The 16,282-nt window shown below is 48.6% G+C and carries 12 protein-coding genes; 3 read left to right on the top strand and 9 right to left on the bottom strand.

Annotated features, from left to right (window positions below; all coding sequences use genetic code 11):
- Positions 1-31: 31 nt before the first annotated feature.
- From CLFS41_RS01890 to CLFS41_RS01900, 3 genes are read right to left on the bottom strand one after another with little or no spacing between them, the layout of a single operon-like run.
- A complete protein-coding gene (locus tag CLFS41_RS01890) occupies positions 32-823 on the bottom strand; it encodes a glycyl-radical enzyme activating protein (protein ID WP_227161196.1) in 792 nt (263 codons plus the stop codon).
- Positions 824-839: 16 nt separating this feature from the next.
- Positions 840-3,221 carry a pyruvate formate lyase family protein gene (locus tag CLFS41_RS01895; protein WP_045091293.1) on the bottom strand — a complete coding sequence of 794 codons (2,382 nt, stop codon included), beginning with the start codon at positions 3,219-3,221 and terminating at the stop codon, positions 840-842.
- A gap of 27 nt (positions 3,222-3,248) precedes the next feature.
- On the bottom strand, positions 3,249-4,574 hold the full coding sequence (locus CLFS41_RS01900) for an MFS transporter (RefSeq protein ID WP_007858913.1): 1,326 nt from the start codon (positions 4,572-4,574) through the stop codon (positions 3,249-3,251).
- 420 nt (positions 4,575-4,994) lie between these two features.
- On the opposite strand from CLFS41_RS01900, the gene CLFS41_RS01905 reads away from it, so the two are divergent.
- From CLFS41_RS01905 to CLFS41_RS01915, 3 genes are all read left to right on the top strand, one after another.
- Positions 4,995-6,383 carry an MATE family efflux transporter gene (locus CLFS41_RS01905; protein WP_007858922.1) on the top strand — a complete coding sequence of 463 codons (1,389 nt, stop codon included), beginning with the start codon at positions 4,995-4,997 and terminating at the stop codon, positions 6,381-6,383.
- A 15-nt stretch (positions 6,384-6,398) separates the two neighbouring features.
- Positions 6,399-6,983 carry a cytidylate kinase-like family protein gene (locus CLFS41_RS01910; RefSeq protein WP_045091294.1) on the top strand — a complete coding sequence of 195 codons (585 nt, stop codon included), beginning with the start codon at positions 6,399-6,401 and terminating at the stop codon, positions 6,981-6,983.
- Positions 6,984-7,167: 184 nt separating this feature from the next.
- Positions 7,168-8,106 (top strand): hypothetical protein, encoded by a 939-nt coding sequence (locus CLFS41_RS01915; protein WP_007858926.1) that lies wholly within the window; start codon positions 7,168-7,170, stop codon positions 8,104-8,106.
- Positions 8,107-8,223: 117 nt separating this feature from the next.
- Here the strand turns inward: CLFS41_RS01915 and CLFS41_RS01920 are convergent, their stop codons facing one another.
- Genes CLFS41_RS01920 through CLFS41_RS01945 form a run of 6 tightly spaced genes read right to left on the bottom strand, consistent with a single transcriptional unit; the run spans position 8,224 to position 15,950 of the window.
- Positions 8,224-9,975, bottom strand: a complete 1,752-nt coding sequence (locus tag CLFS41_RS01920; protein WP_045091295.1) for a histidine kinase — start codon at positions 9,973-9,975, stop codon at positions 8,224-8,226.
- The gene (locus tag CLFS41_RS01925) at positions 9,972-10,793 is read right to left on the bottom strand and encodes a response regulator (protein ID WP_007858930.1); all 822 of its coding nucleotides are present in this window, start codon (positions 10,791-10,793) and stop codon (positions 9,972-9,974) included. The genes CLFS41_RS01920 and CLFS41_RS01925 overlap by 4 nt, the downstream gene beginning before the upstream one ends.
- A gap of 12 nt (positions 10,794-10,805) precedes the next feature.
- The gene (locus CLFS41_RS01930; RefSeq protein WP_007858932.1) at positions 10,806-11,630 is read right to left on the bottom strand and encodes a carbohydrate ABC transporter permease; all 825 of its coding nucleotides are present in this window, start codon (positions 11,628-11,630) and stop codon (positions 10,806-10,808) included.
- A 14-nt stretch (positions 11,631-11,644) separates the two neighbouring features.
- Complete coding sequence (locus CLFS41_RS01935; protein WP_007858934.1) at positions 11,645-12,526, bottom strand: sugar ABC transporter permease; 882 nt, start codon at positions 12,524-12,526, stop codon at positions 11,645-11,647.
- A 57-nt stretch (positions 12,527-12,583) separates the two neighbouring features.
- Positions 12,584-13,909 carry an extracellular solute-binding protein gene (locus CLFS41_RS01940; protein ID WP_045091296.1) on the bottom strand — a complete coding sequence of 442 codons (1,326 nt, stop codon included), beginning with the start codon at positions 13,907-13,909 and terminating at the stop codon, positions 12,584-12,586.
- Positions 13,910-13,925: 16 nt separating this feature from the next.
- The gene (locus tag CLFS41_RS01945; protein ID WP_045091297.1) at positions 13,926-15,950 is read right to left on the bottom strand and encodes a beta-galactosidase; all 2,025 of its coding nucleotides are present in this window, start codon (positions 15,948-15,950) and stop codon (positions 13,926-13,928) included.
- Positions 15,951-16,282: the final 332 nt, after the last annotated feature.

Here is a 16,282-nt window from a genome sequence, read left to right on the forward strand (position 1 = left end):
ATCCGGATACCGGTGAGACTCCGGGGGGACACTAAATAATCGTTTTGACATATTTACCTGTAATGCGCGCGCACCGCTCCATGTACTCCTGTGAAGGGGTCCTGGCATCAGGAAGCTGATATGTAAGTCCCAACTTGCGGTAGGTATCTGTTCCAAGACGGTGATAAGGCAATAGCTGCAGATGATCCACGCCCGGCAGTTTTGCAAGGAATCCGCCAAGAAGCTTAAGATCCGTCTCAGAATCATTGACTCCCGGGATCAGCGGGCTGCGGATGATCAGCTTCGTGCCGCCTTTTCTGGCCCCGGCTCTGCGGATATTACTGAGGATCACCTCATTATCCACCCCCACATATTGTTTATGGGCTTTGGGATCCATTACTTTTATATCCACAAACGCGGTATCGGTGCTGCTTAAAATAGGCTCGATCTTATCCCACCCTCCATAAAAGGAGGTTTCAATGCAGGTGTTGATGCCTTCCCAGCTTGCACGATGCAGCAAATGATACACAAACTCCGGCTGTGTAAGAATCTCTCCCCCTGATATAGTCATTCCGCCCCCTGAGTGGAAATAAAAGGGAATATCTTTCCGGACTTCCACCAGAACCTCTTCAACCGTCATTATGCGGCCATAGGTGATCTTTTTGTCCAGGGTTGTCTGGATCTCCTTATGATGACTCTCCGGCGTTGAGCACCACCAGCACCGCAGGGGGCATCCTTTCATAAATACAACGGTACGAAGTCCATCTCCATCGAAAATGGAACTTTTTTCAATTCTGAGTACGGAACCCGGCATATCCATGTTTTCGTAAATCAGATCTTCCATTCGACTGCCCTTTCCATCAACCCCAGTTTTCAATTTCCGTTCGCTGGATGATATCATCCTGAATGTCCTTGCCAAGTTCTACAAAGAATGCCGTATATCCCGCAACCCGGACCAACAGATCTTTGTGGTCCCCTGGATTTTTCTGCGCATCCATAAGGATCTCCGGATTGATGACATTGTACTGGGTGTGATAGATATCCAGTGTGCACTGAGTCTTAAGCAGGACCATCATGCTGTTCAGCCCGCGCTCCCCCTCAAGAAGCTTGGGATCGATCTTCAGGTTCATCTGTGTTCCCTGCGTAAAACGCGCATGGGGCAGATTACTGATGGATTTTAAAAGGGCTGTGGCTCCATTGATATCAGTGCCGCCAGTGGCCCCGATGCCGTCAGCGAGAGGCGTCCACGCTTTCCGTCCTGAAGGAAGCGCACCCACGCTCTGTCCAATGGGCACATTGCCGGATACGGGAAGCATACCTGCCGTCAGCTTGCCGAATGGTGAATCGTATTGCTCAATCTGATCCACAAGGTAGTTATAGATCTCTCCCACACAGAAGTCGGCCTTCGGATCATCATTGCCGTATTTTGGCGCATCCATGCACATTTTATGGATGTGCTCATATCCCTCAAAGTCCGCATCCAATGCCCTGCAAAGCTCATCCATGGATATTTTCTTTTCATCAAAAACAAGATATTTAATATCTGCCACGGAATTGATAATGTCCGCCTGTCCGATGATATTGATCCCATTCCCCACATTAAACTCAGCGCCGCCGTTTGCGTAATCTTTTCCAACCGCCATACAGTTGGGATATGTCAAAGAAAGGGCCGGCACCGGACGGTAATTCTCGCTCAGATAATCCAGATACGAGTTCATGGTTGCCATTGTATGTACAAAATGATCAATCTGCTTTTTGACCGCTGCCATAAAGTCATCAAACGTTTTGAAATCACGCGGATCACCGGTCCGAATGGAGATCTGTTCTCCTGTCTTACGGCTCCTTCCGTTATTCATAACCATATCCACCACGCCGCCCATGCTGATCTCGCCGATGTCGGTATAGGATTTAAGGCGGCCTTCCAGGTTCGTCTCCACGCAGCCGCATGGAGTCCAGTCCCATGCCTGTGACATTGGGATTCCTTTATTGAGAAGCATCTTGATTCCTGCATCGTCATGGTAGACGGCCGGCATTGTACGTCCCATGCGGATACACTCTGCGGCTTTTCGCAAAAAGGAATCCGGATTTTTGGAAATGCTGTAGCGGACCGTCATGTTGGGTTCCTTAAGAGCAGTGTCTTGTGTGGCCTGGATCGTCATATAGGACAGGTCGTTGACGGCGTCATTTCCATATTGGTCAATACCGCCGGCGCAAACCTGAACCGTCATATTATAACCCGCAGAAAAGGCAGCGCTCTCACCGTCCTGGAACAATCCCATTTCCGAGATTTTGATCCAGAAGCAGTCCATAAGCTCCTGGGCTTCGTCCTGTGTCATGGTGCCGTCCGCCAAATCTTTTTCGTAATATTGAATCAGATATTGATCCATACGGCCCAGGTTGTAAGAAGACGCATTCTGTTCCATAAAAATACAGAACTCATAGGTAAGCATACTCTGCAGCGCTTCATAGAAGTTACGGGGCGGATTGGCAGGAACATTGCGGTTAACTTCCGCGATCTTCAGCAATTCTGCCCTGCGCTTCTCATCCGCCTCTTTTTCAGCCATCTTCTCAGCCAGATCAGCGTGGCGGTTCGCAAGCGCAATGATGCCTTCGGCTGAAATAATAAGGGACTTGTAGAAAATGATCTGTTTCAGCACATCCTCTCCATGTGCATCATCGAGAGCGGCAAGCTTTTCTTCCGCCTCTTTTTTGATGCCGGTGATCCCCTTTGCAAGAAGGGTTCTCCAGCCGGGTGTGTTCTCACCGTATCCGCGGACAAACTTCTTATCAACATATAACATGCCGCCATCGCGCATTGTCCTTACATCTTCCGGCATCATTGCGTTCCATCGGTCCAGAACGCATTTGCCTCTCCAGTAAGGAGCCACTTCTTCCATAAACAGTTTCTTGTTCTCTTCAGAAAGGTAGAATGGATCGTATTTGCGGGTACTGATCGTATCTAACTCTTTCTCGATCACAGAGCATGCGGAATCCGGGTTGAGAATACCTGCACGCGGCTTGAATGCCACGCCGCCGACTAAAAGCTCATGGTCCTGGATAAAGATGGGCTTATTCTCATAAACAGTTTTCATAGCAACTGCTTTCTGGATCTGCCACGGCTGGCCTTCCGTGGCTTTAAAGCCCTGTGTTACATAGTAAGCATCCAGAATATCCATCTCAACACGGCGAGACATATAGTTCTCTCTCAGCGCCTGGATCCTTTTCATATAATCTTTTGACATGATACGCTCTCCTTTATGATCTTTATATTAATTTGCCGCTAAATTTTCATTCATTTCCGCGGTATGGACTTCCTTTATAAACGTTTCAGGCGCAAACAGCTGGCATACCACCCCGCCAATCAGCAGGATAACAAGGCACACGCCTAAGGTGCCGTAGACTCCAATGCGTTCCACTAAAATGGGCAGTAAGAAGGTTCCAGCAGCTGCCCCGATCCGGCTAAAGGCGATCACGATGCCAACCCCGGTGCCTCTTACGCGGGTATCAAACAGCTCCGGCGGGTATGGATTTTCCATTACGACCGCAATTGACATGGACAATGCATACACACAGAATGAAACCACGGTAACTACCATGGATCCGCCATGGCCCACGATCATTACCCCCAGTGCAATGGCTGAAATATAAAAGGTTGAACAAAGAAAACGTCTCCGCGATATTCTGTTGCACAAATATGTTCCAATGAACGCTCCGGCCATACAGAAGACATCGTATAAAATACTGGATGTATTTGCGTCCCCCATGTTCAGACTGGCGATCAGGATCGGAAGGAAGATACCCACTCCAAAGTAAGGGAACACCTGACATGCATAGAAAACACCGCCTACCAGCGTGTTTCTGCGGTACTTTGGGCTGAAGAGTTCTATTACGGATACTTTTTCATTGGATGCATTGTTGTCCTCCGCCACAACGCAGTATCCGTCTCCCAGTTTTTTCGCGATCAACTTGTCAGCCTCATCCGAACGGCCAATTGCAGCCAGCCATGTAGGCGATTCCGGCACTCCTATCACAATTCTCGCAATGGCGGCGATCACACCCGGAATAACAGAGGTTACAAAAATGATATGGTAATCCATGGACAGATTCCCCATGATCAGCCCTGCAAAAAAGGAAGCCACATAGCCGAAGGTCCAGAAAATAATAAACCGGCTCAGGTAGACAGGTCCGTCTTTGGGCGGAAACCATTCTGAAATAATGGTAGTTCCCACTGTGTAATCAACTGCAATACAAAGGCCGATACAGATGCGCAGGAACATTAATACCCCCACGCTGGATGTAAAAAGCTGAAGGACCGAACATACGGAAAATAGCGCCATATCCGCCAGCATCAATTTGCTCCTGCCGATTTTGTCGGCAATGTTGCCTACAACAAGGCTTCCGGCAAGTCCGATCAGTGTTCCGGCTCCCAGCAGGCCCACCCAGAAGGTGCTTAACCCCAGCTTATCCTGTGCCTGTGTGACTGCAGTCCCCGCAATTCCCAGGGCATATCCGCATGCAATCTGGCCTAAAACCGTACAGACATACAGCATCATATGGAATTTTGTAAAGGGGGCTTTTTTGTAATCTTTTTTCATGATTCTCCTTTCCTGTTATCTTGTTAAAATGTAATATGTCGGCGCAGAGATCGTAACCGCATCTGTCCGCGCCTCTCTTGTTAAAATAATAACATTAAATCCCTTGAATTTGAAATATCTATATTAAATACTGCTATTCAGAAATTAAATGGTCTGTTTTTGGGGATTATTTTTGCACAAAAAACATTTGAATTTTTCAAAAATACCTGCTATAATATGGATGCAATGAGTAGCTGACTGCGTAAATCCGGTTGTCAGCTGCTCTTTTTTATTTTAATCGTAACAGTTCAGGACATTGTGAACAGTTATTTTAATCCTATATTTATGCATCACCCATGCATCAAAGCGTGTCGCCCACAGCGTAAATCCAGCTTTCAGGCCCCACGCTTTATTTTTTTGCAATAAAGGAGGAAACATTTTATGGAACAACGATCAAATTCATTTCTGGAGACAGAAAAAATCAGCAGCCTGATGGGGAAATATGCGGTTCCCTGCATCATTTCCCTGTTGGTGGCCGCCCTGTACAACATTGTGGACCAGATTTTTATCGCCAATGCGGATTACCTGGGTTCCTACGGAAATGCAGCCAATACGGTGGTATTTCCCCTAACCGTGGTGGCCCTGGCCATCGCGGTAATGATCGGGGATGGCTGCTGTGCCTTTGTAAGCCTGTGCCTGGGGGCCAATGAAAAGGAAAATGCCCACCGCAGCATCGGCAATGCCATTGTCCTTTGCATTGCGGCCGGTCTGGTCCTCACCGCTCTCTATTTCCTGTTTCAGGATCCCATCCTTACCCTGTTTGGGGGACGGATCAATGAGGAAACCTTTTTACATTCCAAGGAGTACTTTACCTATATCACCATGGGCATCCCCTTTTACATGTTTGGCCAGGCGCTAAACCCCATTATCCGTTCTGACGGCAGCCCCGGCTTTGCCATGGTCTCCACCCTGGCAGGCGCGGTGGCAAACATCATCCTGGATCCTGTGTTCATTTTTATTTTCCGATGGGGGATGATGGGAGCCGCTGTGGCCACTGTTATCGGCCAGGTCCTCACCGCGGTGCTGGCCGTATGGTATCTCTGTCACATGAAGGCAGTGACCCTGCACAGGCAGAGTTTTGGCCTGCATGGAGGGTTGATGAAGCGTTTCCTGCCCCTTGGCATATGCAGCTTTTTGTCCCAGATCTCCCTGGTGGCTTCCATGGCTGCCATTAACAACATGATCCGCACCTATGGAGCCCTGGACCCGGTGTTCAGCCAGCCCGTATACGCCCAGATTCCCATGGCCGTGGTGGGCATTGTGATGAAGTTCTTTCAGATCGTCATATCCATCTCCGTGGGCATGGCCGCAGGGTGCATTCCCATTGTGGGCTATAATATGGGTGCCGGGCGCAGGGACCGGGCCAAAAGCCTGTTCACCCTCTTGCTGGCCCTGGAAGCCGCAGTGGGCGCAGCGGCACTGGGGATCGTGGAACTCTTTCCCGGCCGGCTCATTGCCCTGTTCGGCGCATCCAATGAGAGCATATATTATACGGAGTTCGCGGTAAGGGCATTCCGCATTTACCTCTGTATGCTCATCCTGGCATGTGTCAACAAAGCCACCTTCATTTACCTCCAGTCCCTTGGAAAGGCTCTGGTATCCACCCTTCTCTCCATGGTCCGTGAGGTGGTGTTCGGCGTTGGCTTTGCCCTTTTGCTGCCCGTGTTCTTTGAACTGGACGGCGTGCTCTATTCCATGCCAGTATCGGATGTGCTCACATTTATCATCTCTGCCATTGTAATAGGCAGGACATATAAAACATTAAAATAGCCAGGAGGAAGGACAATGAAAAACAGGATCATAACCATCAGCAGGGAATTTGGAAGCGGGGGACGCACCATAGGGAAAATGACAGCAGAAACATTGGGAATCCCCTGTTATGACCAGGAGCTGATCGAAAAGCTGTCTGAGGACAGCGGTTTTACAGAGGATTATATCCGGGAGCAGGATGAATCCAGCGCCCATAAGGGATGGTTTGCCAATGCATTTTCCGGCCGCTCACTAAACGGGGTTTCCAACCAGGACTATCTCTGGATCATCCAGAGGAGCATCATCCTGGAGCTGGCAGCCAGGGAATCCTGTGTAATCGTGGGGCGGTGCGCAGACTATATCTTAAAGGATGCGGCCGACTGTCTGAAGGTGTTTATCCATGCCGGCTTTGATAAGCGCGCCCAGCGGATCGTAAGCCTTTACGGAGAAACGGATGTGCCCACACAAAAGAGACTGGCTGACAAGGACAAACGCCGGGCCGCCTACTACCAGTTTTATACCGACACCCAGTGGGGGCTTGCCCGTAACTACCATGTCACACTGGACAGCGGGGTTTTGGGCATTGAGCAATGCAGCAGTCTCATATCAGGGCTGTATTGAGATCTTTCATGGGAACGACCCTCAGTGGACAAGGGGCGTGTGTCCCCTTGTCCACTGAGGGTACGTTCAATTTATGAAGATTTACTCACGTATTTCTATCGAATTTCTTAAGAAAATAATCCTTGGACTTTTCATCCTATCTAATGTACAATAGTTATAAGCACATTAAGAGGAGGTACATGCCATGTCAAAAAAGACATTTTTACTGGTTTTTTTGATATCGCTCCTGTCTTTAGGCATCCTGGTACCCGCTTATGGTGAAGAGAGTCTCATCGATTCCGTCCCCCTGTCCATTTCGTGGGACCGAGCACCAAAAGCCGGAGACCTGGTTGGTGAAGTATATGCCACTTCCAGCAATAAGCATTTTGTTGTGGAGGGCGCTTCCTATGTTAAACGAGATGATACATGGGTTTTCGGCGAAAGGCCTGTGGTAGAAATAGAGTTATCCGCCAAAAGCGGGTACAGCTTTACCAGCACTGGCAGAACATACTTTTCCTTATTCGGATGCGGGGCACAGTACAAAAAAGCCACCATGGACGGGGATGGGAATTCCCTGATCCTGCAGGTAACCCTTCCTACCATTGACAGCATCCTTCCTGCTTCCACAGCAGTGAGCTGGAACAATAATACAGCTGTGTGGGATGAGGTGGAAGGTTCCAAGAGTTATGAGATCCAGCTTTATAAGGATAACCGCCTGATGGCCACGGTAACAGCCAAGCATGACCGCTATGATTTCAAGTCATATATCAATGTGGAAGGTGTGTACACATTCCGCGTAAGGGCCTTCGGAACCTATAAATCACAGGCAAGTCCCTGGTCTGAACTCTCGGAGGAGAATAAGATCCGGCCTGAAGATGCCTGGTATATTGACAACGGCAGCTGGGAGCGGAACAGGCTGGGCAGGCGGTACGTTTACAAGAACAAGGCATATCCCACCAACACCTGGAGATGCATCAACAACAAGTGGTATTATTTTAATTACGAAGGCTATATGCTGACCAACTGCTATATCAAGTCAGGAGAGATGAATTTCTACTATTGGCTGGGTGCCAACGGCGCCTGGGATTCGGATAAGGATACTTTTAATCCGGACCTGTCAAAGTATACCATTGTAAAGCAGTGATAATAGAAATCCCGGTTTTTCCGGAACCCTGAACCGGGTCCGGAAACCGGGATTTTTTGTATGCCTAAACCTACGAATGCCTGAATCTACGAATGTCTGAATCTATTTATATCTGTATCACGACAGGTATGGTATGCACATCTTAACCTCTGTCCCTTTTCCCAGGACACTGCGCATCCTGAGCCCGTGAAATTCCCCGTAGCGGATCTTAAGTCTCCTGTTTACGTTTTTAAGGCCAATGGATTCCCTGACTTCCAGAGGAATGCCGTTGTCATCATTGAGTATGGCGTCTATCTTTTCCTGGCTCATCCCCACCCCGTTATCAATAACAGAGATGTAAAGGTTTTGCCGGTCTAAGTCTGCCTTTAAGGTCACAACCCCGTCCGCTTCCAGGTTCTCCACCCCATGTACCACTGCATTCTCGATCAAAGGCTGGATCAGCAGTTTGGGGATCTGGATGTCCAGAACCTCCCGGGGAACATCAATGTTAAAATGGATCCGGTCTCCATACCTACAGTGCTGTATCATAAAGTAATTCCTGATATGTTCCAGTTCTTCCCCAATGGTGGCAAAGTCAGACCCGTTGATCGTATACCGTAGGATATTACCCAGCGAAACCGCCACCTCCCCCACCTCCGGAACACCTCTGTTCCGGGAGATCCAGCTCATCATGTCCAGGGTATTGTAAAGGAAATGAGGATTGATCTGCATCCTCAGTGACTTGAGTTCCGCTTCCTGACGCAGCATAGTCTCATTATAGACCCTGTCAATGAGATCATTGATATTGTACACCATCATGTTAAAATGCTGGGACAGCTGCCCCACCTCGTCATCGGAGTGGACCGCGCAAATGACGTTAAAGTCCCCTTCCCCAAACCGTTCCATAGCTCCCTGGAGCTCCTTGATGTTTTTCGTAAACCGCTCCGCCAGGATCAGTATAATGATAAAGGAGACAAACAGAACCACCATGACTACTGCAAAAATATAAAATCTCAGTTCATATAAAACCTCACTGTAATTCATCTTTGGTATCAGCGTGATCAGCCTCCAGTCATTGTACCTCAGATCTGATATCACCGCATAATACTTCTCTCCCCCAAAGTCAACGGAATACACATCCTCCCTGACATGGCCGGACATAAACCGCCGGCCCAATGTGTCAAGTCCGTCAGCGGACAACGCCGGATCCGTGGTCACGATCACCCCCTCCGACCGGCTGATGATCATGGTCAGCCCATTCCGTATAAAGGAATACTTGTTGATCTGGTTCTCAAAGTCCTCCACGGGCATCTGTATCATTACAAAACCCAGGGGCTTTAAATTTTTTGTGCTGTTGATCTGGGCCCCGGCCTGCATGAACTTACCGGATTCATCCACCCCCAGCCATACGGTCCTGCCCTTTCCCCCATAGATCTGTTCCTTTTTCTGCTTATTCCATATGACGCCGCCCCCTGACTTTTCCCACACTTCAGAATATCCCTGGTCTGATTCCAGATAAACATTGACCACGGAATCCTCCCACATGATATCCGCATAGATTCCCTGGCGTACCTTTTCCCTGGCCAGATATTCCTCATAAGCCCCATATGTCCCTTTGTCTATCTTTGTCAGGAACTCCTGGACCATGGTCTCGCTCTGGATGCTGAGGATCACACTGTCGATCTGGCGCATGGTAAGTTCAAGGCTGTCCTTTGACTGTTCCGCCATATTAAATACATAATCCTGGGTCTGGGTCACAAACAGCTTGTTAAAATATCCGTAATAACTGCCTGTCAGTATGAGGACCAGGAACAGGCTTATACCGATGCACGCGGCCATATACTTATACTTCAGTTTTCGCTGGAACCGCCTCCGCCTGTGTTTTTTCATATGCCCTTCCGTTTCATGTTCTGTTTATATTGCTTGGGGGAACAGCCATAATATTTTTTAAACATGGTGCTGAAATAACGCTGGTCCGGAATCCCCACCTGTTCCGCTATCCGGCTCACCTTCAGGTCCGTCTCCTCCAAAAGCCTCAGTGACACGGCCATTCTCTTATTGTTAAGGATCTCAAGGAACGTATAGCCCGTGTCCTTTTTCAGTATCCTGTTAATGTAGATGGAATTAAAATGAAACAACTCCGACAAGTCGTTTAAAGATAGATCTTTCCCATAATTGTTCTCAATATAAAACCGTATCTCCTTACTGTTTATCCTGCTCTCCCTTAAATCCCCATGATGTTCCCGGGTCTCCTTACCTTCTTCCCTGCCGTCCTCATTCCGGGCCACCATGGACCTTAAGTCCTGATATGCCTGTATATGCTCCCGTTTGTCCCTGAGCTGCTTAAGCGCCTCCCTGCAGCAGTTAAGTATCTCTCCGGGCGCCGCTGGCTTTAGGATATAATCACATGCCCCCATTTTCAGGGCCCGCTTTACATACTCAAAATCCTCATAACCGCTGAGAAAAATGATCATACAATCACTGTTGCGGGCCAGGATCTGCTCCGCCATTTCCAGTCCGTCCGTTATGGGCATCCTTATATCAGTGAGAATGATATCCGGCATGCACAAAGAAGCCATGTCAATGGCTTCCTTTCCGTTATTGGCGATTCCGCAGACCCGGACACCGATACTCTCCCAGTCCAGGGCACTGATCCCCGCCCGTATATGGGGCTCATCATCTGCAATTAAAAGCTTATATGGATCCATAGTCTAATTCCGTCACCCTTTCACTGCTCCGGCTGTCATACCCTCAATGATCTTATCATGTAAAACGATGTAGACTGCAATGGTTGGAATTACCGTCATGACAACAGCTGCCAGCATACCTGAATAGTCCACGGAATCAAGATCCGCAAACTGGGTCAATATGACGGGCAAAGGCATCTTTGACATGGTTGTCAGGAAAATCTGCGGGAACAAAAGATCATTCCAGACCGTGATAAAGTTGATGACAGACACCGTTGCAATGGAGGGTTTTGCAATGGGTAATATTATTTTATAATATCCTTTCAGGATTGTACACCCATCCATGATAAAAGCCTCCTCCAATTCACTGGGAATGGTCATAAAAAAACCTGTAAGGATATAGATCGTAATGGGAAAAGCAAATACAACATGGGCAATGATAACGGATGTAAAGGAATCCAACAGCTTCATCTGGTTAAACATTGCAAACATAGGGATGATGACCGCATAGGCCGGGATACTCATTCCCATGGAAAACAGGCCCCTCACCATATCAACGCCTGGAAACCGCAGCCTGGTGATTCCATAGGAAACCATGGCTCCAAAGAACACGGTAAGAAATACTGATGCGGATGTGATCAGCACGGAACTTATATAGCTGCTTCCAATATTTCCTTTGGAAATAGCCCTTGCATAGTTATCCAGCTGCATGGTTTCCGGCAGGCCCCATGTATTATAAAACAGCTCCTTATTTGTCTTAAAGGAATTGATCATCAGCCAGATGATGGGATACAGGCAGCACACTGCAAATATTGCCATGACCAGGAATGCGGCCAGACGAAATATGTTTCTCTTCATAGTCGGTCTCCTCTCTAATATTCCAGCTTCTCAGTCCGGATCAGACGGTTGACGCCCCATATCACCAGCATGCACAGCACCAGGAGCACCAGGCCGATGGCGCTGGCATAACCGAATTTCATGGTCCTAAATCCCTGATAATACATATAGGTTGCCATCACCTCACTGGCATGGTTGGGTCCCCCCTTTGTCATGGTCCACACCAGATCAAAGTATTTCAGGGAGCCTGTGATGATCAGCACCACATCGATCTTGATCACATGCTTGATCAGTGGATATGTGATCTTGGTAAACTGCTGCCAGGTGGTGGCCCCGTCAATCCTGGCAGCCTCAAACAGACTGTCGGGTATGGATTTCATGGCCGCCAGCTGTATGACCATATGGTATCCCACATACTTCCACATCACCACAATAATGAGGGCAAGCATTACCGTCTTCTCCTCGCTGAGCCATGCGTGTTTAAGACCGCTTAGGCGGATCAGATCCAGGAATGTGTTGAGGAGGCCGAATTCCGAATTATATATCATATTAAACAGAAGTCCCACACCGGCTCCGCAGATAACAGAGGGAAGAAAGAATACAGACTGAAAAAACCGGCTTCCCCTGATCTTAATAAAGATAAAATTTCCGAACAGCAGCGCCAGGGGCAAATGGGCAAGGAGTGAACCAACCACAAGCATTCCGTTATTTTTTAGGGCTTTCAGGAATATCTTGTCATTTAAAAGATTCATGTAATTGCGGAAAAGCACAAAATTCTTTTTTCCCATCAGATCCGTCTGAAACATGCTCAGATATATGTTATAGATGATGGGTATCAGGACAAATACCCCATAAAGCAGAAATGCCGGCAATATAAATATTGCAATTGTTTTCTTATTACTCAATACCTTATTCATACACACCCTCCTTGTATAAACAGGGAGTGCCGCAAAAGCAGCACTCCTGTGGGCTCATTAATTATTTGCATTATCAATGGCAAACTGCTGTAAATTGTCCATTGCCTCCTGTGGATCTGTGCCGCCTAAAATAGAAACCGATGCATTATTAAACTCCACGCCCTCACCTGCCCCGTAAATCCTGTCCAGCCAGGGCGTATAAACCTTCATCTGGTCAAACATTTTCCTGGACCGGACCGTCATCTCGCTGAGATTATCCAGGTTTACCTGTACATTGGTTGCTGTTATCTGGGCATTGTCCGTCAGTACCTGCTGGTAATCCCCCAGTGTCATCTGCTTTAAAAACGCTGCCGCTGCCCCGGGGTTCTCCGCCTGGCTGCTGATGGCGTAGGTCTGTCCGATGGAACCTACATTCACACCGTTGTAATCCGGGTTATCGGAAGGCAGGAGAAAGAAATCAATATCATTGTAGTAGGGGTTCTCCGGGACATCCAGCTTGTTAACCCCTGATGTGATGCACATGAACATGGCCACATCACCGTTGTTAAATAATTCAAACCCTTCACTTGGGGACATTCCTAAAAATCCGTCCACCAGATATCCCTGGTCCATTATCTGTTTCAGAAGCGTTCCCGCTTCCACAAACGTCTTGTGGTTCCACTGCACCTCATCGCTGATGGTGTAATTGTAAAACTCCTCGCCCCCCAGTACATTACACAGCTGCTGAAGCATCTGTCCTCCGTACCACGCTTCCCCGCAGGGGATGGCTAACGGGCTGATCCCGGCCTGTTTCAGCGCTTCACACGTTTCCAGGAATTCGCTGTATGTGGCGGGGACTTTGGTACCCGCATCCTGAAACAGCTTATTGTTATAAGCCACTACCACGACCTGCTTGGAATTCGGCACCGCCCATATCTCATCCCCGAATGTAAGGGGACCAAACACGCTTTTGTCCGGATACGCCCCATACCACTCCTCATCATTTACAAGGATGTCCCCTACGGGATATACCTTGTCACCGTCCACAAAGGGCTGAAGGAATCCGGACTCCCATGTAAAAAAGATATCCGGCTGGGCATTGGACGCCATCAAGGTGGTGAGCTTTGTCTTATAATTGTCATTGGAGTAACACTCCAGCTTGATCCTTACATTATACTCATTGCTTTCATTAAACTTATCCACTTCTCTCTGGATGGCCTCTGCAAACACATCATTGGTGCCCCCGTTTAGTGTGGTCATGGTCATCTCCACCACATCCTCTGTTTTTGTCTTGGCCTTGCTGACCGCCCCGCTGTCTCCATCGGCCGCCGCTGAACTGCCGCAGCCCGCCAAAATACCCATTGCCATAAGAACTGATAACCCTATACCTAATCTTCGTTTCATAGTTCCCCATCCTCCCTTATATCTCATATACAAGAACCCCAAAGGGCTCCAGTTTGATCGTCCCGCTTTCTTCATTTCCGGTCAGCACATTTTTCATTGTCCTTCTCAGCTGGATCTCCGTCCACTTATCTTCATAATTCAGTATGAACAGGCAGGCTCCCCGGTCCCCTTCCCTGACAGCGGTCTCACACCATTCCGGCACGCTGGCCCAACAGCTCAGGCCGCTGCTGACCCCGGCTGACCGAAGCAGGGTTTTTACAGTCTTGCAGTCAAAGGCAGCCCCAAAGTAATATGCTTCACCTGCGCCGGTACGTTTCCTGACAATGGCCGGACTTCCCTGGTAATAACCGGAACAGTAGGTTGCAACTATTTCACATGCCTCATCCACAGGTGTCAGTATATCATGAAACAGCGGCATGTAAATCTTCTGCCCGTCCATCTGGGCATACTGGTCCGTGGAATCCGGCATAACAGCTGTAAAATCCAGGATATGGATCCCAAACAGATCCGTCATCCGGATGGGCATGATCTCCATGGGACACCTTCCGTTCATATCCTTATATCCCGTCCTGGCGCCAGTAATGAACTTGCCCCCGCCTTCCACATATTCCCTGATCACCTGTACCAGGGCTGGATTTACTATGGTCATGTGGGGTGCAAATACCACTTCATACTGCTGCAGGGTGTGTACATCCATTTCCGGGGTGACGGTGACATAATCAAAGGGGATATGTTCCTCCTGAAGCGCCTGGAAAAGTCCAAGGTGGGAGTATCTTCTTAAGGGTCCATGCCACACATCCGTTTCCCCATCCCATTCATTATCATAATCATACAGGATAGCTGCCTTTGCCTGATATCTGCTTCCCGCCATGCCGCTTATTTTCTTTATATCCTTGGACAGGTTCCTGATCTCCTCCAGCCTCCGGTTGTCCAGATTGTCATAGCCCAGGATCCCATGCCAGTATATCTCCGTCCCAAAGGAACAGGTCCTCCAGCGGAAGTAACTTACAAAATCAGCGCCGTTGGCAATGGACTGGAAGGTCCACAGCCGGATCTGGCCGGGCTTTGCCGAGGGCGCCACCCTGAAATTATACCATCCTCCGGGGCCTGACTGCTGTTCCATGATACCGAATCCCTTTCCGGTCCCCCGTGCCCTGGCCAAGTTCATGCTCCACTTTCTGTCCTTCAGATGATCGGCTCCCTCCATTAACCCGAACTCAGGATAGCTGTCATATGTAATGAAATCCAGCGCCTCATTGACCATCCTGTTATAATCCACGTGTCCGAACAATCCGTTGGTTGTGACAAACACATGGTCCGGCAGGTATTGTTTCAGGATCTCATACTGTAATCTGCAATAGGAGATACAGCTTTCCGAGAAAAACCGGACGGCATCCAGCCTGAGATGGGGATTACAGGTATCCCTCTGTGTGTGGCGCGGCAGGTACACCTGCTCCCATTCCGTATAAGTCTGGTTCCAAAACACGGTTCCCCACGCGCTGTTCAGCTGCTCCAGGGTGCCGTACCGTTCCTGTAAAAATGTGCGGAAGGCTTCATGGTCGGATTCGGAATAAAACTCATTGGTGACACAGTTTAATTCATTATCAATCTGCCATCCGATGATGCATTTGTGTTCCCCATAGTGTCTGGCCAGCTGTTCCGTGATGATCCTGGTCTTCTCCCTGTATATGGGGGAATTATAATTGTAATGTCTTCTTGCCCCATGATACTGTTTCCTGCCATCCAGGTCCACGGCCAGCACCTCAGGATATTTTAGCGTAAGCCATGCCGGCGGGGTCGCCGTGGGGGTACAGAAGATAACCTTGATATCCGTTGCCCGGACCACATCCAGGAAACGGTCAAAAAAGCTGAAATCAAATACCCCTTCCTGGTTCTCAAATTTGTTCCAGGCAAACTCCCCGATCCGGATCATTGTTATCCCGGCATCCCTCATACGCCTTAGATCCTCCGGCCATAATTCCTCTTTCCAGTGTTCCGGATAATAACACACCCCTAATGTTATCTCGTTAAAATATGACACTTTATTACCTCCCTTCTGCTGTTGTGTACGCTCGGAGTCTCAGAGAGTACACCTGTTGATGTCATTATAGTAAAAACAGGGCCGGGCTGAAACACAGAATACAAACCTAAAATGTTGAAAAAACAAACCACAAAAAGCAGTCCGGAAGCCGGAGTGCCCGGAGGCGGGTCTGGCGGCTGGACTGCCGCCAGCATACAGGGAATTCGCCGGAATACAAGAGTGCGGTCACCATACGAAAATGCCGCCGGCACACAATGGTACCGGCGGCATCCTGCAGTTCCCTGTGAACCGCATTTCCCCGTGATCAAGATTCATCCATTATAAAAAACTCT

It is taken from the genome of Clostridium sp. FS41 (genome assembly GCF_000954015.1).
Classification (GTDB): domain Bacteria; phylum Bacillota; class Clostridia; order Lachnospirales; family Lachnospiraceae; genus Enterocloster; species Enterocloster citroniae.